Origin of the sequence: Roseibium album, assembly GCF_001404515.1 — a bacterium.
Classification (GTDB): Bacteria; Pseudomonadota; Alphaproteobacteria; order Rhizobiales; family Stappiaceae; genus Roseibium; species Roseibium album.
Map to the genome: position 1 here is coordinate 143965 of NZ_CXWE01000004.1, position 20759 is coordinate 164723.

General features: G+C 57.0%; 14 protein-coding genes, 4 tRNA genes and 1 pseudogene. 4 read left to right on the forward strand and 15 right to left on the reverse strand.

Going from position 1 to position 20759, the window contains the following annotated elements; translation table 11 throughout:
- Positions 1-68 precede the first annotated feature (68 nt).
- The 12 genes from rpoC to LA5095_RS13975 all read right to left on the reverse strand — a co-directional run bounded on the left by rpoC (position 69) and on the right by LA5095_RS13975 (position 13958).
- Entirely contained in the window at positions 69-4268 is a 4200-nt protein-coding gene (gene rpoC / locus LA5095_RS13920) for a DNA-directed RNA polymerase subunit beta' (RefSeq protein WP_055115948.1), read from the reverse strand.
- A 92-nt stretch (positions 4269-4360) separates the two neighbouring features.
- Entirely contained in the window at positions 4361-8500 is a 4140-nt protein-coding gene (rpoB, locus tag LA5095_RS13925; protein ID WP_055115951.1) for a DNA-directed RNA polymerase subunit beta, read from the reverse strand.
- 273 nt (positions 8501-8773) lie between these two features.
- Positions 8774-9151 carry a 50S ribosomal protein L7/L12 gene (rplL, locus tag LA5095_RS13930; protein WP_055115953.1) on the reverse strand — a complete coding sequence of 126 codons (378 nt, stop codon included), beginning with the start codon at positions 9149-9151 and terminating at the stop codon, positions 8774-8776.
- Between the two features lie 61 nt (positions 9152-9212).
- The gene (gene rplJ / locus LA5095_RS13935) at positions 9213-9731 is read right to left on the reverse strand and encodes a 50S ribosomal protein L10 (RefSeq protein WP_029060806.1); all 519 of its coding nucleotides are present in this window, start codon (positions 9729-9731) and stop codon (positions 9213-9215) included.
- A gap of 312 nt (positions 9732-10043) precedes the next feature.
- On the reverse strand, positions 10044-10742 hold the full coding sequence (gene rplA / locus LA5095_RS13940; protein WP_055115955.1) for a 50S ribosomal protein L1: 699 nt from the start codon (positions 10740-10742) through the stop codon (positions 10044-10046).
- Positions 10743-10746: 4 nt separating this feature from the next.
- Positions 10747-11175 carry a 50S ribosomal protein L11 gene (gene rplK / locus LA5095_RS13945; RefSeq protein ID WP_055116827.1) on the reverse strand — a complete coding sequence of 143 codons (429 nt, stop codon included), beginning with the start codon at positions 11173-11175 and terminating at the stop codon, positions 10747-10749.
- 173 nt (positions 11176-11348) lie between these two features.
- Complete coding sequence (gene nusG, locus LA5095_RS13950) at positions 11349-11879, reverse strand: transcription termination/antitermination protein NusG (RefSeq protein ID WP_029060809.1); 531 nt, start codon at positions 11877-11879, stop codon at positions 11349-11351.
- A gap of 53 nt (positions 11880-11932) precedes the next feature.
- Positions 11933-12130 (reverse strand): preprotein translocase subunit SecE, encoded by a 198-nt coding sequence (gene secE / locus LA5095_RS13955; protein ID WP_029060810.1) that lies wholly within the window; start codon positions 12128-12130, stop codon positions 11933-11935.
- Positions 12131-12234: 104 nt separating this feature from the next.
- Positions 12235-12310: transfer RNA gene (locus tag LA5095_RS13960), tRNA-Trp, on the reverse strand.
- 107 nt (positions 12311-12417) lie between these two features.
- Positions 12418-13608: an elongation factor Tu gene (tuf, locus tag LA5095_RS13965; protein WP_055115943.1), complete on the reverse strand. Its 1191-nt coding sequence runs from the start codon at positions 13606-13608 to the stop codon at positions 12418-12420.
- Between the two features lie 169 nt (positions 13609-13777).
- Positions 13778-13851, reverse strand: a tRNA-Gly gene (locus LA5095_RS13970).
- A 22-nt stretch (positions 13852-13873) separates the two neighbouring features.
- Positions 13874-13958 (reverse strand) — tRNA-Tyr (locus tag LA5095_RS13975).
- A 408-nt stretch (positions 13959-14366) separates the two neighbouring features.
- Here LA5095_RS13975 and LA5095_RS13985 point away from each other — a divergent pair.
- From LA5095_RS13985 to LA5095_RS13995, 3 genes are all read left to right on the forward strand, one after another.
- Positions 14367-14864, forward strand: a complete 498-nt coding sequence (locus tag LA5095_RS13985) for a MarR family winged helix-turn-helix transcriptional regulator (protein WP_186009631.1) — start codon at positions 14367-14369, stop codon at positions 14862-14864.
- 22 nt (positions 14865-14886) lie between these two features.
- Complete coding sequence (locus LA5095_RS13990) at positions 14887-15390, forward strand: PaaI family thioesterase (protein ID WP_055115959.1); 504 nt, start codon at positions 14887-14889, stop codon at positions 15388-15390.
- 963 nt (positions 15391-16353) lie between these two features.
- Complete coding sequence (locus LA5095_RS13995) at positions 16354-17175, forward strand: TrmH family RNA methyltransferase (protein WP_144436020.1); 822 nt, start codon at positions 16354-16356, stop codon at positions 17173-17175.
- A gap of 42 nt (positions 17176-17217) precedes the next feature.
- Here the strand turns inward: LA5095_RS13995 and LA5095_RS14000 are convergent, their stop codons facing one another.
- Positions 17218-18357: an MFS transporter gene (locus tag LA5095_RS14000; RefSeq protein ID WP_158510377.1), complete on the reverse strand. Its 1140-nt coding sequence runs from the start codon at positions 18355-18357 to the stop codon at positions 17218-17220.
- Positions 18358-18929: 572 nt separating this feature from the next.
- Between LA5095_RS14000 and LA5095_RS14005 the strand changes: the two genes are divergently transcribed.
- Positions 18930-19005: transfer RNA gene (locus tag LA5095_RS14005), tRNA-Thr, on the forward strand.
- Between the two features lie 334 nt (positions 19006-19339).
- Here LA5095_RS14005 and LA5095_RS14010 read toward each other — a convergent pair.
- Both LA5095_RS14010 and LA5095_RS33225 read right to left on the reverse strand, forming a co-directional pair.
- A complete protein-coding gene (locus LA5095_RS14010; RefSeq protein ID WP_144435988.1) occupies positions 19340-19897 on the reverse strand; it encodes a hypothetical protein in 558 nt (185 codons plus the stop codon).
- A gap of 174 nt (positions 19898-20071) precedes the next feature.
- Positions 20072-20616: pseudogene (locus LA5095_RS33225) on the reverse strand (transposase family protein); the annotation flags it as partial.
- Positions 20617-20759 lie beyond the last annotated feature (143 nt).

Sequence of the window (20759 nt, forward strand, 5' to 3'; positions counted from 1 at the left end):
CTCTCAACTCTGGTCCATACAGAAAGGCCGCCCGGAGGCGGCCTTTCGATCAGTTTTGCCAGTGCCGATTACTCGGCTGCACCCGTCATATCTTCCAGCAGGCCTTCAGCCGCGCTTTCTGAAGATTGCTGGCGCTGCGCTTCCTGGATCAGGTCATCGCGATGCGAGGCAATCTTGCGGATACGTTTCATGACCCCGCCGGTACCGGCCGGAATCAAACGGCCGACAATGACGTTTTCCTTCAGGCCGACAAGCGGATCGGTCTTGCCGTTGACCGCTGCATCGGTAAGGACACGGGTCGTTTCCTGGAACGACGCGGCAGAGAAGAACGACCGCGTCTGCAGAGATGCCTTGGTAATACCCAGCAGAACGGGAACACCTTTCGCGGGGTCCCGGGCATTGTCGATGGCCTTCTCGTTCGCTTCCTCGAAGTCGATCTTGTCGATCTGTTCGCCCGAAAAGAACTCGGTATCGCCCGGATCGGTGATTTCGACTTTCTGCAGCATCTGGCGGACAATCACTTCGATGTGCTTGTCGTTGATGGTCACACCCTGCAGACGATAGACTTCCTGGATCTCATTGACGAGATAGGCAGCAAGTGCCTCCACGCCCTTGACAGCCAGAATGTCATGCGGTGCCGGGTTGCCGTCGAGAATGTACTCACCTTTTTCAATGGCATCGCCTTCCTGAAGGTGGAAGTGCTTGCCCTTCGGGATGAGATATTCGACGGGTTCCGCGCCATCCTCTGCCGGATCGATGATGATGCGACGCTTGTTCTTGTAGTCGCGGCCGAAACGGATCGTACCATCGATTTCAGCGATGATAGCATGATCCTTCGGACGGCGAGCTTCGAACAGTTCCGCAACTCGCGGCAGACCACCGGTGATGTCCTTGGTCTTGGCACTCTCCAGGGGAATACGCGCCAGGACGTCACCAGCTTTGACCGTGGAGCCAGGCTGAACGGACAGGATCGCATCCACGGACAGTATCAAGCGAGCATCGGATCCGCGCGAGTTTTTCGAAATCGTACCCTTGTCGTCCTTGATGACGATGGCAGGCTTGAGATCCGCACCACGCTGCGACGACCGCCAGTCGATGACGATACGCTTGGTGATACCGGTCGCCTCATCGGCAGTTTCCTGGACAGAAGCTCCGTCAACCAGATCTTCGAAGTCAACCACGCCGTCAACTTCCGCAAGCATCGGACGGGTGTAGGGATCCCATTCGGCAATCCGCTGACCGCGCTTGACCGCGTCACCTTCGTCGACATGCAGCTTGGAACCGTATGCGACACGGTGAACTGCACGCTCGTTTCCGTCGCTGTCGATAACAACGATGGACATGTTGCGTACCATGGCAATGAGGTTGCCGTCGGAGTCGCGTTGCACCGACCGGTTCCGGATCTTGACCGTTCCGTCAACATTGGACTCGATGAAGGAGCTGTCGACGACCTGCGCCGTTCCGCCGATATGGAACGTACGCATGGTCAGCTGGGTGCCCGGTTCACCGATGGACTGTGCCGCGATGACGCCAACAGCTTCACCGAGGTTGACCGGCGTGCCACGTGCGAGGTCACGACCATAACAGGTTGCACAGACGCCGGTTTCGGTTTCACAGGTGAGAACCGAACGGATCTTGATCTGCTGGACCTTGGCTCCTTCGATCGCCTCGACATCCTTCTCGTCGATGAGCGTACCCCTGGGCACGATCACTTCGCCGGTCAGGTGGTTGACGACGTCCTCTGCCGTCGTACGGCCGAGAACGCGCATGCCGAGAGAGGCAATGACATTACCGGCATCGACGATCGGTGCAACGGTGATGCCGCGTTCAGAGCCACAATCCGGCTCCAGGATGATTGAATCCTGAGCAACGTCTACGAGACGACGGGTCAGATAACCCGAGTTCGCCGTTTTCAAGGCAGTGTCGGCCAGACCCTTGCGGGCACCGTGGGTGGAGTTGAAGTACTCCAGAACCGACAGGCCTTCCTTGAAGTTCGAGATAATCGGGTTTTCGATGATCGAACCGTCCGGCTTGGCCATCAGGCCGCGCATGCCGGCGAGCTGCTTCATCTGCTGTGGCGAACCACGCGCACCGGAGTGAGACATCATGTAGACCGAGTTCATCGGCTTTTGACGTCCTGTCTCGTCGTCGATCTGAACCGCCTTGATGCGCGCCATCATTTCATCAGCGATCTTGTCGGTGCATTTCGCCCAGGCATCGACAACCTTGTTGTACTTTTCGCCCTGGGTGATCAGACCGTCATTGTATTGCTGCTCGTATTCGGTCGCGAGCGACGAGGTTTCGGCAACCAGGTTCTGTTTGGTATCAGGAATGACCATGTCGTCCATACCAAACGAAATGCCGGCATTACAGGCATTCTTGAAGCCGAGTTCCATGATCCGGTCGCAGAAAATAACCGTCTCCTTCTGACCGCAGGCACGGTAGACCGTGTCGATCATCTTGGAGATTTCCTTCTTGGTCATCAGCCTGTTGCAAGCTTCGAACGGGACTTCGAAGTGCTTGGGCAACAACTCGGCGATCAACATCCGACCAGGTGTCGTCTCGATGATCTCGGAAGTCGGGTTGCCGTCCGCATCAATGGACTTGTAACGACCCTTGATCTTGGTGTGCAGCGTGATGACCTTGTTGGCCAGCGCATGATGGATTTCACCGATATCACCGAAGGCCATGCCTTCGCCCGGTTCTCCCTCTGCCATGATGGAGAGGTAGTAAAGACCGAGAACAATATCCTGCGACGGAACAATGATCGGACCACCGTTGGCCGGGTGCAGAATGTTGTTGGTGGACATCATCAGCGTACGCGCTTCAAGCTGGGCTTCCAGCGAAAGCGGCACGTGAACAGCCATCTGGTCACCGTCAAAGTCTGCATTGAACGCCGAACAGACGAGCGGATGCAGCTGGATGGCCTTGCCTTCGATCAGGGTCGGTTCGAACGCCTGGATACCGAGACGGTGAAGCGTCGGCGCACGGTTCAAAAGAACCGGGTGCTCGCGGATCACCTCGTCGAGAATATCCCAGACTTCCGGACGTTCCTTCTCCACAAGCTTCTTCGCCTGCTTGACGGTCGAAGAGAAACCCTTGGCGTCGAGGCGCGAATAGATGAAGGGCTTGAACAGTTCAAGTGCCATCTTCTTCGGCAGCCCGCACTGATGAAGTTTCAGCTCCGGGCCAACCGTGATCACCGAACGGCCGGAATAGTCGACGCGTTTGCCGAGCAGGTTCTGCCGGAAACGGCCCTGCTTGCCTTTCAGCATGTCGGACAACGACTTCAACGGACGCTTGTTGGCACCGGTGATGACGCGGCCGCGGCGACCGTTGTCGAACAGCGCGTCCACAGATTCCTGAAGCATACGCTTCTCGTTCCGGATAATGATGTCCGGAGCGCGCAATTCCATCAGGCGGCGCAAACGGTTGTTCCGGTTGATCACGCGACGGTAGAGATCGTTGAGGTCAGACGTCGCGAAACGTCCGCCATCGAGCGGCACCAGCGGACGCAGATCCGGTGGAATGACCGGGACAACCGTCATGATCATCCACTCCGGACGATTGCCGGATTCCATGAATGCCTCGATGACCTTCAAGCGCTTTGCCAGTTTCTTCGGCTTCAGCTCAGTGGTTGCTTCGGCGATTTCCTGGCGCAACTTTTCGCTTTCGCGCTCGAGATCCATGCTCATCAGGATTTCGCGGATCGCTTCGGCACCGATCATCGCCGTGAAGGCGTCTTCACCGTAGTCGTCCTGAGCGGCGACATAGTCTTCTTCGGAAAGAAGCTGATGCTGCTTGAGCGGGGTCAGACCCGGCTCGAGAACCACATAGTTCTCGAAATAAAGAACGCGTTCCAGATCCTTCAGTGTCATGTCAAGCAACAGACCGATGCGGCTCGGCAAGGACTTCAGGAACCAGATATGCGCAACCGGAGCGGCCAGTTCAATGTGGCCCATACGCTCGCGGCGAACCCTGGACAAGGTGACTTCAACGCCACACTTCTCGCAGATAACGCCTTTGTATTTCATGCGCTTGTACTTGCCGCAAAGGCACTCATAGTCCTTGATCGGGCCGAAGATACGTGCGCAGAACAGGCCGTCGCGTTCAGGCTTGAACGTACGGTAGTTGATGGTCTCCGGCTTTTTGATTTCGCCGAAAGACCAGGACAAGATCTTTTCCGGGCTCGCAAGCGAAATCCGGATATTGTCGAAGGTCTGTGCGGGAGCCTGTTGATTAAACAGGTTCATGACCTCATGATTCATGATCCATCTCCTTCGATGCGCGGCCGGAGAGCGGGTCCAAACACCCCTCTCCGTGACCGGCATGCCAAGTCATATTGCGTCCGTTGACGGGATTATTCTGCGGCATCCGCAGTTTCTTCCTCGCCAATCGCGGGTACATCAGTCCGTTGCAGTTCAACATTGAGACCCAGGGACCGCATTTCCTTCACAAGCACGTTGAAGCTTTCCGGTATGCCCGCCTCGAAGGTGTCGTCGCCGCGAACGATGGCCTCGTAGACCTTCGTACGGCCGGCCACGTCGTCCGACTTGACTGTGAGCATTTCCTGCAGCGTATAGGCTGCACCGTATGCCTCGAGCGCCCAGACCTCCATTTCCCCGAAACGCTGGCCACCGAACTGCGCCTTACCACCAAGCGGCTGCTGGGTAACAAGCGAGTACGGGCCGATCGAACGGGCATGGATCTTGTCGTCGACAAGGTGGTGGAGCTTCAGCATATAGATGTAGCCCACGGTCACCTTGCGGTCGAACTCTTCACCGGTTCGTCCATCAAACAGCACGGACTGACCGCTCGAGTCGTAACCGGCGATGTTCAGTGCTTCGACAACATCGGGTTCACGCGCACCATCAAAGACCGGCGTCGCGATGGAAACACCCTTCTTCAGCTGGTCGGCCAGGCGAACGATGCTCTCGTCATCGTATTCCTGGACGTTGTCGCCCTTCATGTTGTCGCCGTAGATCTCGACGATCTTTCCGCGAAGCTCGTCAAGCTGACCGGAGCGCTTGTACTCTTCGTACATTTCGCCAATCCGGTTGCCCATGCCGCGGCAGGCCCAGCCCAGGTGAGTTTCCAGGATCTGGCCGACGTTCATGCGGGACGGCACGCCGAGCGGGTTCAACACGATATCGACATGCGTACCGTCTTCCAGGAACGGCATGTCCTCGCACGGGTTGATCTTGGAAACCACGCCCTTGTTGCCGTGACGGCCGGCCATCTTGTCACCCGGCTGAAGCTTGCGCTTCACGGCAACAAAGACCTTGACCATTTTCATGACGCCAGGAGGCAGTTCGTCACCGCGCTGCAGTTTTTCGACCTTGTCGATGAACCGCTGCTCGAGACGCTTGCGGCTGTCGTCGTACTGACCGCGCAAGGCTTCGATTTCGGACATGAACTTTTCGTCGTCGGTAGCGAACTGCCACCACTGCGACCGCGGGAAGTCGTTGAGAACATCCCCGGTCAGAACAGCGTCCTTGCCAAAGCCCTTGGGACCGGCAACAGCAGTCTTGTCCATCAGCATTTCTGCGAGACGGCCATAGACGTTGCGGTCGAGGATTGCCTGCTCGTCGTCCCGGTCCTTTGCGAGACGTTCGATTTCCTCGCGCTCGATCGCCATCGCCCGTTCGTCTTTTTCGACGCCATGGCGATTGAAGACACGCACTTCGACCACAGTACCCGAAACCCCTGGCGGCAGGCGCAGGGACGTGTCGCGCACGTCGGAGGCCTTCTCGCCGAAGATGGCTCGCAGAAGTTTTTCTTCCGGAGTCATCGGGCTCTCGCCCTTCGGCGTGATCTTGCCGACAAGAATGTCACCCGGGTTGAGTTCCGCACCGATATAGACGATGCCGGCCTCGTCGAGATTCTTCAGCGCTTCTTCTGAAACGTTGGGAATGTCGCGGGTGATCTCTTCCGGACCAAGCTTGGTATCACGCGCCATCACCTCGAATTCCTCAAGGTGGATGGAAGTGAAGACGTCGTCGGAAACGATCCGCTCGGAAAGAAGGATGGAATCCTCGAAGTTGTAACCGTTCCACGGCATGAACGCGACAAGCACGTTCCGGCCGAGAGCCAGGTCGCCCAGATCCGTGGACGGGCCGTCAGCAATGATGTCGCCCTTGTGCACCCGATCACCGACACGCACCAGCGGACGCTGGTTGATGCAGGTGTTCTGGTTGGAGCGTTGGAACTTTTGCAGCCTGTAGATATCGACACCGGACTTGCCGGGATCGAGATCTTCCGTCGCACGAATAACGATACGTGTCGCGTCTACCTGATCGACCACACCCGCGCGGCGTGCACCGATCGCGGCACCGGAATCGCGCGCGACAACCGGTTCCATACCCGTGCCGACAAATGGCGCTTCGGCGCTCACAAGAGGCACCGCCTGACGCTGCATGTTCGAACCCATGAGCGCACGATTGGCGTCATCGTTTTCCAGGAACGGAATGAGCGCTGCCGCAACAGAAACAAGCTGTTTCGGCGAAACGTCCATCAGGTCGACCTTGTCGGACGGAACCATCATGTTCTCACCTGCATGACGGCAGGTGATAAGTTCGGTTGTGAACCGGCCTTCCGCGTCATATTCCGCATTGGACTGCGCCACATAGTGCTTGGCTTCTTCCATTGCGGAAAGATAGATGACTTCGTTGGTTACGACCCCATCATCGACCTTGCGGTACGGGCTTTCAATGAAGCCGTACTTGTTCACGCGGGCAAAGGTCGCCAGCGAATTGATCAGACCGATATTCGGACCTTCCGGGGTCTCGATCGGGCAGATGCGGCCGTAGTGTGTCGGGTGAACGTCGCGAACCTCGAAGCCTGCACGTTCTCGTGTCAGACCACCCGGACCGAGCGCCGACAGGCGGCGCTTGTGGGTGACTTCAGACAACGGGTTGGTCTGGTCCATGAACTGCGACAGCTGCGAAGACCCGAAGAATTCGCGGACGGCAGCAGCGGCCGGTTTCGCATTGATCAGATCCTGCGGCATGACCGTGTCGATTTCCACGGAACTCATGCGTTCCTTGATCGCGCGTTCCATGCGAAGCAGGCCGACGCGATACTGGTTTTCCATCAGTTCGCCGACCGACCGCACACGACGGTTGCCAAGGTTGTCGATGTCATCGATGTCGCCTTTGCCGTCACGCAGCTGGAGCAGGACACGGATGACTTCAAGGATGTCTTCCTTGCGCAGTGTGCGGACCGTGTCTTCACACTGCAGGTCAAGACGCATGTTCATCTTCACGCGGCCAACGGCAGACAGGTCATACCGTTCGTCGTCAAAAAACAGCGACTGGAACATCGCTTCCGCAGTGTCGATGGTTGGCGGCTCTCCCGGACGCATGACACGGTAGATGTCAAAGAGCGCATCCTCACGGGACTCGTTCTTGTCGACCGCAAGCGTGTTTCGGATATAGGCACCGGTGTTGACGTGATCGATATCGAGCATCGTCAATTCGTGATAACCGCGCTCAACAAGTTCTTCCAGCAGCTTGCCGGTGATCTCGTCGCCCGCTTCCGCGTAGATCTCGCCCGACTGCGCGTCAACGATATCTTCAGCAAGATATTGACCGTGCAGGTCTTCGTCCGTGACCTTCAGGGCCGTAATGCCCTTTTCACTCAGCTGACGGATCGTGCGTGCCGTAATCTTGCGGCCACCTTCAACGACGACTTCACCGCTATCCGCATCGATCAGATCATAGGAGGCCTTGGTTCCCTTCAGGCGAGCACCATCGAACGGCATGCGCCAGGAACCATCCTTCTGACGCGTGTAGTCGATACGCTTGTAGAAGGTGTTCAGGATTTCCTCGCCGTCGAGGCCAAGAGCCATCAGCAGCGACGTGACCGGGATCTTCCGACGGCGGTCGATACGTGCGTGGACAATGTCCTTGGCATCGAATTCGATATCCAGCCATGACCCGCGATAGGGAATCACGCGGGCGGCGAACAGAAGCTTGCCGGAGGAATGGGTCTTGCCCTTGTCGTGGTCGAAGAAAACACCCGGGGAACGGTGCATCTGGGAAACGATCACGCGCTCTGTGCCATTGACGATAAAGGTGCCGTTGTCTGTCATGAACGGCATGTCGCCCATGTAGACATCCTGTTCCTTGATGTCCTTGACGGACTTGGCCCCTGTGTCTTCATCGACATCAAAGACGATGAGACGCAAGGTTACCTTCAGCGGTGCGGCGAACGTCATGTCACGCTGGCGGCACTCGTCCACGTCGTATTTGGGAGCTTCGAATTCGTAGGATACAAACTCAAGTAGGGAAGTTCCGGCAAAATCGGAAATGGGAAACACGGACTGGAAGACCGCTTCAAGGCCTTCTATCTTGCGGCCGCCGCCCTGCATCTCATCGACCTGAAGAAATTGGTCGTAGGATGCTTTTTGTACCTCGATGAGATTGGGCATTGCCGCGACATCGCGGATCGATCCGAAATATTTACGGACCTTTTTGCGACCGTTGAACGTTTGGGTCATTGTCGCTCCTCGTATCGGCCGGGTAACGGCTTCCCGAAACGCCCCTTATCCAATCGGGCCGCCCTGCCCGGGCGCTTCGGAAAACCGTCCCCCAAGATCAACCTGCTGCAACCAAAGCGGAAAGGTTGACCGGGTTATGGGGCCCAGGACACCTGACTCGCACGCCGCGAATCAACTTGCCCTAGTGGTGCATTTGCCCCGGAAACGGGTTGGACCCGCCGGGGCAACAAACGGTCCCGACAAACGGGACCGTTCAAAAGGCAAAAGCCTTTGTTACTTAAGCTCTACAGAAGCGCCTGCTTCTTCCAGCTTCTTCTTCAGCTCTTCAGACTCGTCCTTGGCAACGCCTTCCTTGACAGCCTTCGGAGCGGACTCGACGAGTTCCTTAGCTTCCTTCAGGCCAAGACCGGTAATTGCGCGGACTTCCTTGATGACGTTGATTTTCTTGTCACCAGCAGATGTCAGAACAACGTCAAATTCGGTTTTCTCTTCGGCAGCAGCAGCTTCACCGCCACCACCGGCAGCGGCAGCAACTGCAACCGGAGCTGCGGCAGAAACGCCCCACTTTTCTTCCAGAAGCTTGCTGAGTTCAGCAGCTTCCATGACGGTCAGTGCGGACAGTTCTTCTACGAGCTTTTCAAGATCAGCCATTTTTCTCAGTACCTTAAATTCGAACCAGTGTTGGTTTCGTTAGACAGTGTGTTTGGACGCCTTATGCGGCTTCGTCCTTGTCGGCATACGCGCCGAAGACGCGGGCGAGCTGCCCGGCCGGTGCGTTGACTACCTGAGCAATCCGGGAAGCCGGGGTCTGGATCATGCCAACCAGTTTCGCGCGCAGCTCATCGAGCGACGGCATGGTTGCCAGAGACTTGACGCCTTCCGGGTTCAGATTGGTCGTTCCAAGAGCACCGCCAAGAATTTCCAACTTGTTGTTGGCTTTGGCGAAATCGACAGCTGCTTTCGGTGCTGCTACCGGATCGTCTGAATAGACGAGTACGGTAGGGCCCTGAAACAGGTCGGAGAGATGCTCAAGGTCGGTGCCTTCAAGGGCGAGTTTCACAAGGCGGTTTTTTGCGACTTTTACAGAACCGCCGGCTTCACGCACAGATGCCCGCAATGCAGTCATCTGAGCAACCGAAAGACCTGCATAGTGCGCGACAACAACGACGCCGGTGTCAGCCAGCTCGGCGTTGAGAGCCGTCACGAACTCGTGCTTTTCCGCTCTTTCCACTTGCCTTCTCCATTTGGTGGCGTTGCCGCCACCGGTTACCTTTGCCGCACTCGGTCGGTTCCGAACCCGGAACCGCCTCAAGGGCGACGCTCAGGGTCCTGTCCCCTCACCTTCACGCAGAACGCGCGGCAAGGTCTGGTTCGAACCTGGTTTTCCGCAATCGCGGAGAATTCGGTTCTCACCCATCTATGCAGGCCGTTTGCTTAAGCCGGTCTCCCGGCACCTGCAGTCTCGGACAGGGCAACCCGGCAGCGAACCGCCGGGTCTATTCGGCCTTTCGGCCGAAATCTTTACTCAACCCGGTCTCCCGGATTATTCGCCTGAAATGCTGGCGAGATCGATTTTCACGCCCGGGCCCATCGTGGAGGACACGGCAATACGCTTCATGTAGGAACCCTTGGCACCGGACGGCTTGGCCTTTTGAACCGCGTCAACCAGAGCCTTTACGTTCTGGGAGATCGCTTCTTCGCTAAAGGACACCTTGCCGACACCGGCATGAACGATACCGGCTTTTTCAACACGGAATTGCACCGCACCGCCCTTGGCATCATTGACAGCAGCCTTGACGTCCGGGGTCACGGTTCCGACCTTCGGGTTCGGCATCAGGCCACGCGGGCCGAGCACCTTGCCAAGACGGCCAACCAGCGGCATCATGTCAGGCGTTGCGATGCAGCGATCAAAATCGATCTTGCCGCCCTGCACTTCCTGAACCAGCTCTTCGGCACCGACAACGTCTGCACCGGCTGCTTTCGCTTCGTCAGCCTTGTCACCGCGAGCAAAAACCGCAACGCGAACATTCTTGCCTGTTCCGTTCGGCAGAACACATACGCCGCGGACCATCTGGTCTGCGTGGCGCGGATCCACACCGAGATTGATCGCAACTTCGACGGTTTCGTCGAACTTGGTCTTGGAACGCCCCTTCACGAGGCCGATCGCCTCGTCAAGAGAATAAAGCTTGTTCCGGTCAAGGCCTTCACGAGCGGCCGAGATACGTTTTCCAACCTTCGCCATGATCTTACTCCGTTACCTCAAAGCCCATGGAGCGGGCGGAGCCTTCAACCATCAGCATTGCTGCGTCGACGTCATTGGCGTTCAGGTCCTTCATCTTGGCTTCGGCGATTTCTTTCACCTGCGCCCTGGTCACGGAACCCACGGTGCCGCGACCCGGTGTTCCGGAACCCTTCGGCAGCTTGGCAGCCTTCTTCAGGAAGAAGCTGACCGGAGCCGTCTTCACTTCGAAAGTGAAGGACTTGTCCGAGTAGTACGTGATCACGGTCGGGCACGGAGCACCCTTTTCAACATCCTGGGTCTGCGCGTTGAACGCCTTGCAGAATTCCATGATGTTCAGACCACGCTGACCAAGCGCCGGACCAATGGGCGGCGACGGAGTAGCGGAGCCTGCCGGCACCTGAAGCTTCAGGAAGCCTTGAACTTTTTTCGCCATCATTCTCTCCAATCATTCGCAGCTGAACGGCGATCCAGCTGGTTGGGAGTGGTGGTCCGGCCCCTCGTCGACATCCGGCGAAGAATGTCAGAACCTTCCACCGATTTTTCCCGGAAACCGGCCACAGGGACCTGATACCGGGCACTCAAACCGCCCCTCGGGACGGCAAACGGTCAGAGCTTGTCGACCTGACCGAATTCCAGTTCCACCGGCGTTGCTCTTCCGAAGATGGAAACCGCCACCTTGAGGCGCGCCCGCTCGTCGTCAACTTCCTCGACAAGACCGGAGAACGAAGCAAACGGCCCATCGGACACGCGCACCTGCTCGCCAACCTCGAAGCTGACCGACGGCTTCGGCCTGTCAACGCCTTCCTGCACCTGATTTATGATGCGAAGCGCTTCTTTTTCCGGAATCGGCATCGGCTTCTGGTCCGCACCGAGGAACCCGGTCACCTTCGGCGTATCCTTGATCAGGTGGAACGCCTCGTTGGTCATGTCCATTTTCACCAGGACGTAGCCGGGAAAAAACTTGCGCTCGGCATCGACCTTGCGGCCGCGGCGCACTTCGACAACCTTTTCCATGGGAACGAGGATTTCCTCAAACAGATCGGTCAACCCTTTCTGCTCGGCCTTCTCGCGGATGGAATCGGCGACCTTTTTCTCAAAATTGGAATAGGCATGCACAATATACCAGCGCTTGGCCATGGTTCTCAGTTCCGTTTCTTGTTCTTGTCTACAAACCGGACGGTCGGTCTTACTCAGCCGCCGACACCCAGAAGAGCACCTATCCCCCAGCTCATCAGCTGATCGGCCAGGAGAAAGAAAATCGAAGCGATCAGCACCATGACGAACACCATGGCGGTGGTCACGGCTGTTTCCTTGCGCGTCGGCCACGTCACCTTGGACGTTTCAGCGCGTACTTCCTGGATAAATTTAAAGGGATTGGTCTTCGCCATTCCGGTTCCGGTCTGTTAAATACGAGTGGGCGCGCGAAAAATCTTCGCGCGCCTCACTCGAGGAAACTGTTTAAGCCCTCGAGGCAGATTAATCAAGAGCAAATTGGCAGGGGCAGCAGGGTTCGAACCCGCGACCTACGGTTTTGGAGACCGTCGCTCTACCAGCTGAGCTATACCCCTTCAGAGGATCGCCGACGCGACCTTGCTCCTGATACCCTCTGAAGCCACGCATCGCAAGACTTAAGAGGGACGGTTGCCGGGTACAAGACCCGGCAACCGAATTCATCTTATTCGATGATGGATGCGACGACGCCTGCGCCGACGGTACGGCCACCTTCGCGGATCGCGAAGCGCAGGCCTTCTTCCATGGCGATCGGCACGATCAGTTCAACGTCAACGGAGACGTTGTCGCCAGGCATCACCATTTCCGTGCCTTCCGGCAAGGACACCACACCCGTCACGTCCGTCGTACGGAAGTAGAACTGCGGGCGGTAGTTGGTGAAGAACGGCGTATGACGGCCACCTTCTTCCTTGGTGAGGATGTAAGCCTCGGCCTTGAACTTCGTGTGCGGGGTAACGGAACCCGGCTTGCAAAGAACCTGGCCGCGCTCAACTTCCTCGCGGCCAACGCCGCGGATCAGCGCACCGATGTTGTCGCCGGCTTCGCCGCTGTCCAGCAGCTTGCGGAACATTTCAACGCCGGTAACCGTCGTCTTGGTGGTGTCCTTGATGCCGACGATCTCGACTTCTTCACCCACCTTGACGATACCGCGCTCAACACGACCGGTCACAACAGTACCGCGGCCGGAGATCGAGAACACGTCTTCGATCGGCATCAGGAACGGCAGATCCTTCGGACGATCGGGCGTCGGGATGTACTCGTCGACCTGCGCCATCAGCTCGCGGATCGCGTCACGGCCGATCGCCGCATCGCGGTTCTCGACAGCTGCAAGCGCTGAACCCTTGACGATCGGAATGTCGTCGCCCGGGTACTCGTAGGAAGCCAGCAATTCGCGGATTTCCATCTCGACAAGCTCAAGAAGCTCTTCATCGTCGACCTGGTCGACCTTGTTCATGAAAACAACAAGAGCCGGAACGCCAACCTGACGGGCAAGCAGGATGTGCTCGCGCGTCTGCGGCATCGGGCCGTCTGCTGAAGACACGACAAGGATCGCGCCGTCCATCTGCGCGGCACCCGTGATCATGTTCTTCACGTAGTCGGCATGGCCCGGGCAGTCAACGTGAGCGTAGTGACGGTTTTCCGTCTCGTACTCAACGTGTGCCGTGGAGATCGTGATACCGCGTGCCTTTTCTTCAGGCGCGCCGTCAATCTCGTCATAGGCTTTTGCTTCGGCGCCGCCAGTTTCGGCAAGCGTCATCGTGATTGCAGCAGTCAGCGTCGTCTTGCCATGGTCAACGTGGCCAATCGTGCCAATGTTAACGTGCGGCTTGTTGCGCTCAAATTTTTCCTTCGCCATCGGCGTCGCTCTCTGTCCAATACTCGGTTCGGTCGATACAGGCTCGAGGCGGGACGCACCCCGACGCCTTGGACAGATCCGCGAGCGACGTTTTGCTTCCCGTAGAACTATGTTCAGGATTTCCGGGCGAAAGAGCCTTCCGTTCCGGATATTCCGGTATGCCCCTTGATGGAGCGGGTGAAGGGAATCGAACCCTCGTCGTCAGCTTGGAAGGCTGCTGCTCTACCATTGAGCTACACCCGCACAACGAGAGAATCAGGAACGATGGTGGAGGAGGTTGGATTCGAACCAACGTAGGCATAGCCAACGGATTTACAGTCCGTCCCCTTTAGCCACTCGGGCACTCCTCCATCTCGTCCTGCTTCACGCCGAAGCGATCAGGATGGCTTACCGGAAAGCCCATCCAAAAGGGGCGAGCAATCCCGTGGCGCGTGTTATGCAGATGCCAACCTGCCCTGTCAACGCCGATTTTGCAAAGAAATGAACAAAATCAACGAGACGCCCGAAACTGCCGCTTCGTGCGCTTAAGATTACCCCGGCTACCAGTTTCTCAAGATTGTCGACATGCGCGCTGATTGTCACGGAATCCCGGCATTTTTCCCGCGTTTTGCAAGTTTTTTCTGCGCGGACCTGTGGACAAGTCCAAGGTAGCGCGAATGCCTCCGGTTTCCATGAAGTTCGCGTATGCGGTGCACAAGCACCGGTAAATCCATGCGATTCAGCTTGCTGGCACAATTCAGTTGTTGTACCTACAACAAATGACACCCGCACTGAACGATATCGACTTTGCCGACATGGGCCGCACCTGCCTCGGCCACGCGGCGCGGCGCACGGCAAACCTTCTGACGCGGCACTACAATCGTCACATGGCGGCGCTCGGGTTGGAATTGACGCAGGCCCAGCTTCTGGCGGTCATAGCAGACGGCACCGCACCCTCCGCATCAGCGATTGCCCGCTATCTCGGCATCGACCGGTCGACGCTCGCCCGCAATCTGCGCCCCCTGGAAGCAGCCGGCCTGATCCGCCGCCGGGAAACGAAGGGACGCACGGTCCTTCCGATCCTCACGCCGGCCGGCGAGCAAAAGGTCGTCGAAATCCATCAAAGATGGCTGGCCGCCCAGGCGGAACTGAGCGCCATGCTCGGGCCGGAGGGTGCCGACGCGGTTCGCTCGCACATGTCAGCCCTGCGCAAGGCGGTCCACATTCTGGAAGACAACGACCGGACAGCAGTCCCCTCACCGTCCCGCCGGGACTGAACGCCATTTTCAAGGACATCTCATGAGCGACACGGAAACCATCACCGAAAACGGCAAGACCCATGAAATCGGCGCGTTGCCGAAATCCGCCTTTGCTACGATGACCGGCCTCGACATATTCGAACGCATGATGGCCGGTGACCTGCCGGCACCCCCCATCATGATTCATTCCAATATAAGAATGAAGGAATTCGAAGAAGGACGCGCGGTCTTTACCGGGCTACCGGCGAAAGAATTTCTCAACCCGCTCGGAACTGTTCACGGTGGCTGGATTTCGACCCTGATAGACACGGCACTCAGCTGCGCCGTCCACACCACCTTGAAGCCCGGCGAGTTCTATACGACCACGTCCCTCAATGTAAACATGGTCCGCCCGCTTCATCCCGGCAGCGGCGAAGTTGTCTGTGAGGGCCGAATCGTCCACCGCGGCTCGAGACTGGCAACATCGGAAGGCGATTTGCGGGACGGCAAGGGCAAGCTGATCGCCCACGGCACCGTCAGCTGCATGATTCTAAAGCCGTCTTGAAGAGCTTCAGTTTGACGAGCTGGATCACGCGCAATTTTCAACTTATCCTAGCGCCTGCGCAGCACTAACACCCAAGAGGAGCCTCATGCGACAAAGAATGGCCAAGATCCTAAAGTCGCTGGGTGTCTTGTTCACAGCTTGCGGCGCAATGGGTTTTGTACCAACCATATTGCTTTTCATCTTTTTGAACGGCAGTGCAATTGGTGGCGCCGTGATTGATGAGCGCTACTTCGTATGCGGTCGAGAAGGATGCAGTGAAGTTTGGCCCGTATTTTACCACATATCTTGGTACGTCCACACATTCACGTTCTCAGCTTTCTTCGCGATGCTTTGCTGTTTTCTAGGACATGATCTGCTTCTGCGACGGCTGACTTTCCCAAAAGGACCACCGCTTAGTTGATCGAAAAAGATCCGCTGCACTTCGCCTTGACGGACTGCAATACTCGTAACTGCTCTTCATCGCCCGAGCAAAGCAGAGCCCCACATTTGGCCTTATGGACAAATGGCGTTAAGGTGAAAACGACTTGCAATTACTCTAGCCTGGACAATTTATGAAGAAAAAGATCGGCGATTTTTTAGAGCTTCTTGGTTTTATGCTCTCAATAGTGGCGATCCCTAGCTTCTTCTTTTTTTAGTTTTTACCATCCTGATTGGTGGCGACGCACTTAATGGCTACATGAGACATGGCGAATACTTCGTTTGCAGTCATGGTGAATGCAAGGAAGTCTGGCCGCTAATCTTCAACATTTCCTGGTACTCAGGGATCGTGATGGTTTCCGCATTCATTCCTATGTGTCTTTTATGTGCTGCTGGTCGAGCTCTCCAGAGGAATGAGGCAAGCGAGATCGAGCACTGAAGTACGCCCAATTTGGTCATCGGCTCTCATTCAAGATGTACCGGAGAGCCATATCGAGACCCAACTTGGCCTTCCCCTCCGCTGCGTTTGCCGCTACAGCAATCGCCATGACGGAAAACCCCAAATCAGGCCGTCCTGGACAGCGTCCGGGCCAGAAGCCTTTTAAAAAAAAGAAAACCGGCGGAAAACCCGCCCCGCGCCGCCCCGGTCTGCCACCGGAAGGGCCGGTCCTTCTTTATGGCCTGCACACGGTCGAAGCGGCCTTTGCCAACGCCGACCGCAAGCGGCTGAAGCTCTTCGCCACTGAAAATGCGCAAAACCGGCTCGTGGAGCGCGGTGTTACAATCGACGTGCCGGTGGAAACGATGATGCCGCGTGCGCTCGACAGGATGGTCACCAAGGACGCTGTGCACCAGGGCATGATCCTGGAGGCCGATCCCCTGCCCGCCTATGGTGCCGAGCATCTGAAGGGAGCGCGGCTTGTTCTCGCTCTTGATCAAGTCACCGATCCGCATAATGTCGGCGCGATCCTGCGCTCTGCCGTTGCCCTTGACGCCGATGCTGTCGTCACCACCGAGCGGCACGCTCCCGAAGAAGGCCCGGTGCTGGCAAAATCCGCCTCGGGTGCACTCGACATGATCAAGCATGTTCGGGTGAAGAACATGGCAAGGTTCGTTGCCGAGATGAAGGAGAAAGGCTTCGGCTGCATCGCGCTCGACAGCGACGGTCCGGCCAGCCTTGAAGAGACCGCCTTTACCGACAAGACCGTTCTTGTTCTCGGCTCGGAGGGCAAAGGCGTGCGCCACGGTGTGCGCGAGGCCTGTGGACTGCTGGCGCGGCTCGACATGCCCGGCGAAATCCGCTCGCTGAACGTCTCCAACGCAGCCGTGCTGTCTCTTTATGTTGCGCGCATGAAGATGGGTCTTTGACCCGATCCGGTTCACGATTCCTGCAACCGGAAAACGTTCGGGTCACTCGCGCCGTTGTGCGACCGTCAGGAGCGGCGCCAGTATCAGGCTGACACCGATCATCGGCAGAAGGATCATCAAGCCGGTCCTGATCCCGTAGGCATCTGCCAGGGCACCGATGGCCAACGGCCCGACCAGAAAGCCCAGGAGCGCGATAAAGGAAAGAACCGCAACATTGGAGGCAGCACTGCGTCCGGGAGCCGCCGCGGCTGCCGTGACACCAAGCGGAAATGCCAGCGCCGCCCCGATCCCCAGGACACCTAGTGCCAGCAACGCCGACCCGGTGCCGGGAGAAAACCAGATGCCTGCCACCCCGATCAACCCCGTCAGAGCCAGCAATTGCCCGAGGCGACCGGGTGCCGCGACCTGCCGCAGCCGGTCCCCGAAAAGCCGCGTTGTGGCGACGCACAGCGAGAAAACGGCGACCCCCAGGCCGGCCATACCCGGGTTTGCGGCAAATGTATCGCGCAGAAAAACGGCCGCCCAATCAGCAATTGCCCCTTCGACCAGGGTCGTGCCGAACGTGAACACGCATATTCCGATCAGCAGCGGGTGCGGCAACTGAAACGCCTGTGACTTGGCGGAAGGTTGCGTGTCTTTGCTCTCCTTGGGCAATTTCCCCGTCACCGGCAAAACAGCCGATTGAACGACCAGGGCAATACCGAGACCGGCAAACACCGGTTCAATTCCCAGACCGGCGACACCCGCGCCGATCAGGGTTCCCGCAAGAAGACCGAAACTCCAGAACCCGTGCACCTTGCTCATGATCTTGTCGCCGGTCCGTTTTTCATGCTCGTCCGCCAGGACATTCAGACCGAGCTCCAGGATGGACATGGAGCTGCCGACGCACGCAAGCACCGCCATGAGCATCCACTGCGACGTCGCCAGAAAGGGCAAAAGCATCACGGTCAGAAAGACCGGGTAGAACAGCTGAATAATACGGCGTGCGCCCATCCGCGTGGCAAGCCTACCCGCAAAAATCAACGTTGAGAGCGTTCCGAGCGGTGCACCAACCAGGGCAATAGCGAGCTCACTGTTGGTCAACCCGAGCGATGTTTGAACGCCCGGAATATGGGGCAACCAGGCGCCAAGCGCGATCGGCTGCAAAAAGAAGATCAGGCAAATACGGGCTGAGGGCGACATGACGACAATCTGAAAGGAAAACCGGAACGAAGAGAATCGGTCCTGCGGAAAACTGCGGCCCTTCTTATTATCGCCCTCTGATCGCCTGTTCCAGACTGTTTCCCTGCCGCTGGAGACAAAGCATTCGCAAGACCTCATGGTTTGCTGGCCCATCGTCTCGCAAGGGACGGTTTCAACAGCCGGACCATTTCATGTGCTGCCGTCCTGTCTCGACAGGCTGCGCGCTCATTTGGCGTCCTGACCTTTCGGCAAATTTCCCAAGCCCTCGGCCTTCTAGGTCGCTCGCCCTGAGCCGGGGTTTCCCGAAAATGAATCGAGGGTCCCGTCATGCCCGGGACGGCAGTCGGGTCGATAATGACGACACGAACAACGCGGAAAACGTCCGCCAGGTATTGCGATTTGCTTGTGGCTTGACCGACTTTCCGCCCATCCCGGGACGCGACATTATCCACAGCGCTCTGGCGAATTCAGGTGCGTTTAGAAAGGGTTGGACATAATTTTTGTCCGTATCACCAATTTTTTCGCATCTGGCATGGACAAGCGCGTGCAATCTGGTAGAAGCCATCCCCGGCGCCGGTATAGCTCAGTTGGTAGAGCACGTGATTTGTAATCTCGGGGTCGCGGGTTCGAATCCTGCTGCCGGCACCAGTTATCCCCTTGAAATCGTTGAAATCTTCGTTTCTCGGATGAGGACATGTGAGCCTCAAGGTATCTTCCACCTCACACGTGTGAGATTTTGTTCCGATTTTTTGCACTGATTTCCGTTCGGTCGCGCACGATATTTAGCTCTCACGGCCTGCTCCCGACATTTTCGAGAGGCGCAATGAATGTCAGCGCTGAACCCGGAGCCGGCTTAAGCCGCGCGCTGCACCAACAACCGCAATGCGGACTTTCCGACATGGGAAACATCTGTGGGAACGGCTGTTAACCGGTTTTGCCCCGGAACAAGCGCATTGTATGCGGCATCTTCCGCAGACGACACCTAGAAATTTTCAGATGTTTCCTCGTAGGGCACTCCTGTCGCGCTGATTTTCTCGACGAGCCACGAGAGACTGATGCCTGAATATGATTGAAGCTTGACTGAGTCTCGAAAATGGAAATGGATCCAGTATTCACGTTTATCAATATCTTCGTGCTTTTGAATGGTCCTGAACTCTATCTGCTTGATTTCCTCCAGCGGAGCTTCAAATCCTTCTTCTTTCCCATGGGCGTGATCTGGGACATGCCATAAGAGGTCACGATCTGTGAGACGGAAATGCCACTCACCCGTGGTGGAGTACGCGCGCGCCGCAAACACTGCCTCCTTCAACAGGCAATAAATCCCGCCACCGATGCATATGAAACCCAAAAAGGACCACACATTCCACGTCTCTACAGCTTCAATATGTAGCTCAAGGACTGTTCCCTCTGGTAACAGCCACGTCCCAAACCCAATTAGTCCAAATGAAATTAGGGGCGCAATAATGAGCCTTGCGATGTTTCGTCCTCGAACGGACTGTCTAATGTCGAAGTGCACATTGTCATCGGTAATTTCAGTCAATTTTTTCTTTCGGCGGGCTCAGGCATGAGGTTCGACTAAAGCATCCAGGACACATCTGGTCTAGATGCAAAACTGCCGCTTGGCTGATGCAACGCGCCCTCACATGAACCCTGACACAGTCCGTCATCACGGTAATCGGAACAGATGGCCGTGTGGTTTTCCGGAGAGATCGGCTCATCTTGTTGACCAAATTTTTGCGGCCTGATTGCGGTATTGCCAATGCCATTGATTGATAGTGTTTCGTTTGAATGTTTCACGCTCGAGCAAGATAGTTTCACCACGCCCGAAGCAGACATCGGCAGGTGTCAGGTCGCCGAGGCTCTTGTGCCTCTCGGCGTTGCAGGCAACGCCTGCCGGCCAGCAGATTTCAGTGATGATCGTAGTGGCTGACAAAGCGTTCGATGCTGGCGTCAAGATCCCCCGGCAAGAATTTGTTTTCCAAGAAGATGAGGTTTTTCAAGGTTTAATGCCAGCGTTCAATTTTTCCCTGTTTTTGCCAATGTCAGGGCGCACCACGAACATGATCCATGCCTTGGTCGCCGAGCCAGTCAGCAAGTTCACCAGAGATGCAACTCGCACAATTGTCGAACTGCAGGCGGGGTTTGCGCCGAACGGCTACCTGATCGCAGCCAAAGGCTTCAAGGACCAATTCCAGTGTCGGTGACATCACCAGCCGTCATCGTCATGCACAGCTGCAACGCGACAACGTACCGGGAGAAGTGTCGTCCAGGCCTTCCTGGAAGAGTTGCCGCAGAACCAACCGCCAGCCAGGCTTTCCAAAGCCGGTGGATACAAAGCACTCACCCGATTTCGGCATCAATTGGTAGCATCTGCTGAACGCCTGACCCAAATGGTCCGGTGT

Bases quoted from the DNA above. Each gene is read 5' to 3' on its own strand.
- secE (WP_029060810.1), bottom strand. From the start codon at position 12,130: ATGGCGAAGACCAATCCCTTTAAATTTATCCAGGAAGTACGCGCTGAA.
- LA5095_RS13990 (WP_055115959.1), top strand. From the start codon at position 14,887: ATGAGCGACACGGAAACCATCACCGAAAACGGCAAGACCCATGAAATC.
- LA5095_RS14000 (WP_158510377.1), bottom strand. From the start codon at position 18,357: ATGTCGCCCTCAGCCCGTATTTGCCTGATCTTCTTTTTGCAGCCGATC.
- nusG (WP_029060809.1), bottom strand. From the start codon at position 11,879: ATGGCCAAGCGCTGGTATATTGTGCATGCCTATTCCAATTTTGAGAAA.
- tuf (WP_055115943.1), bottom strand. From the start codon at position 13,608: ATGGCGAAGGAAAAATTTGAGCGCAACAAGCCGCACGTTAACATTGGC.
- rplA (WP_055115955.1), bottom strand. From the start codon at position 10,742: ATGGCGAAGGTTGGAAAACGTATCTCGGCCGCTCGTGAAGGCCTTGAC.
- LA5095_RS13985 (WP_186009631.1), top strand. From the start codon at position 14,367: ATGACACCCGCACTGAACGATATCGACTTTGCCGACATGGGCCGCACC.
- rplK (WP_055116827.1), bottom strand. From the start codon at position 11,175: ATGGCGAAAAAAGTTCAAGGCTTCCTGAAGCTTCAGGTGCCGGCAGGC.
- rplL (WP_055115953.1), bottom strand. From the start codon at position 9,151: ATGGCTGATCTTGAAAAGCTCGTAGAAGAACTGTCCGCACTGACCGTC.
- rpoB (WP_055115951.1), bottom strand. From the start codon at position 8,500: ATGACCCAAACGTTCAACGGTCGCAAAAAGGTCCGTAAATATTTCGGA.
- LA5095_RS13995 (WP_144436020.1), top strand. From the start codon at position 16,354: ATGACGGAAAACCCCAAATCAGGCCGTCCTGGACAGCGTCCGGGCCAG.
- rpoC (WP_055115948.1), bottom strand. From the start codon at position 4,268: ATGAATCATGAGGTCATGAACCTGTTTAATCAACAGGCTCCCGCACAG.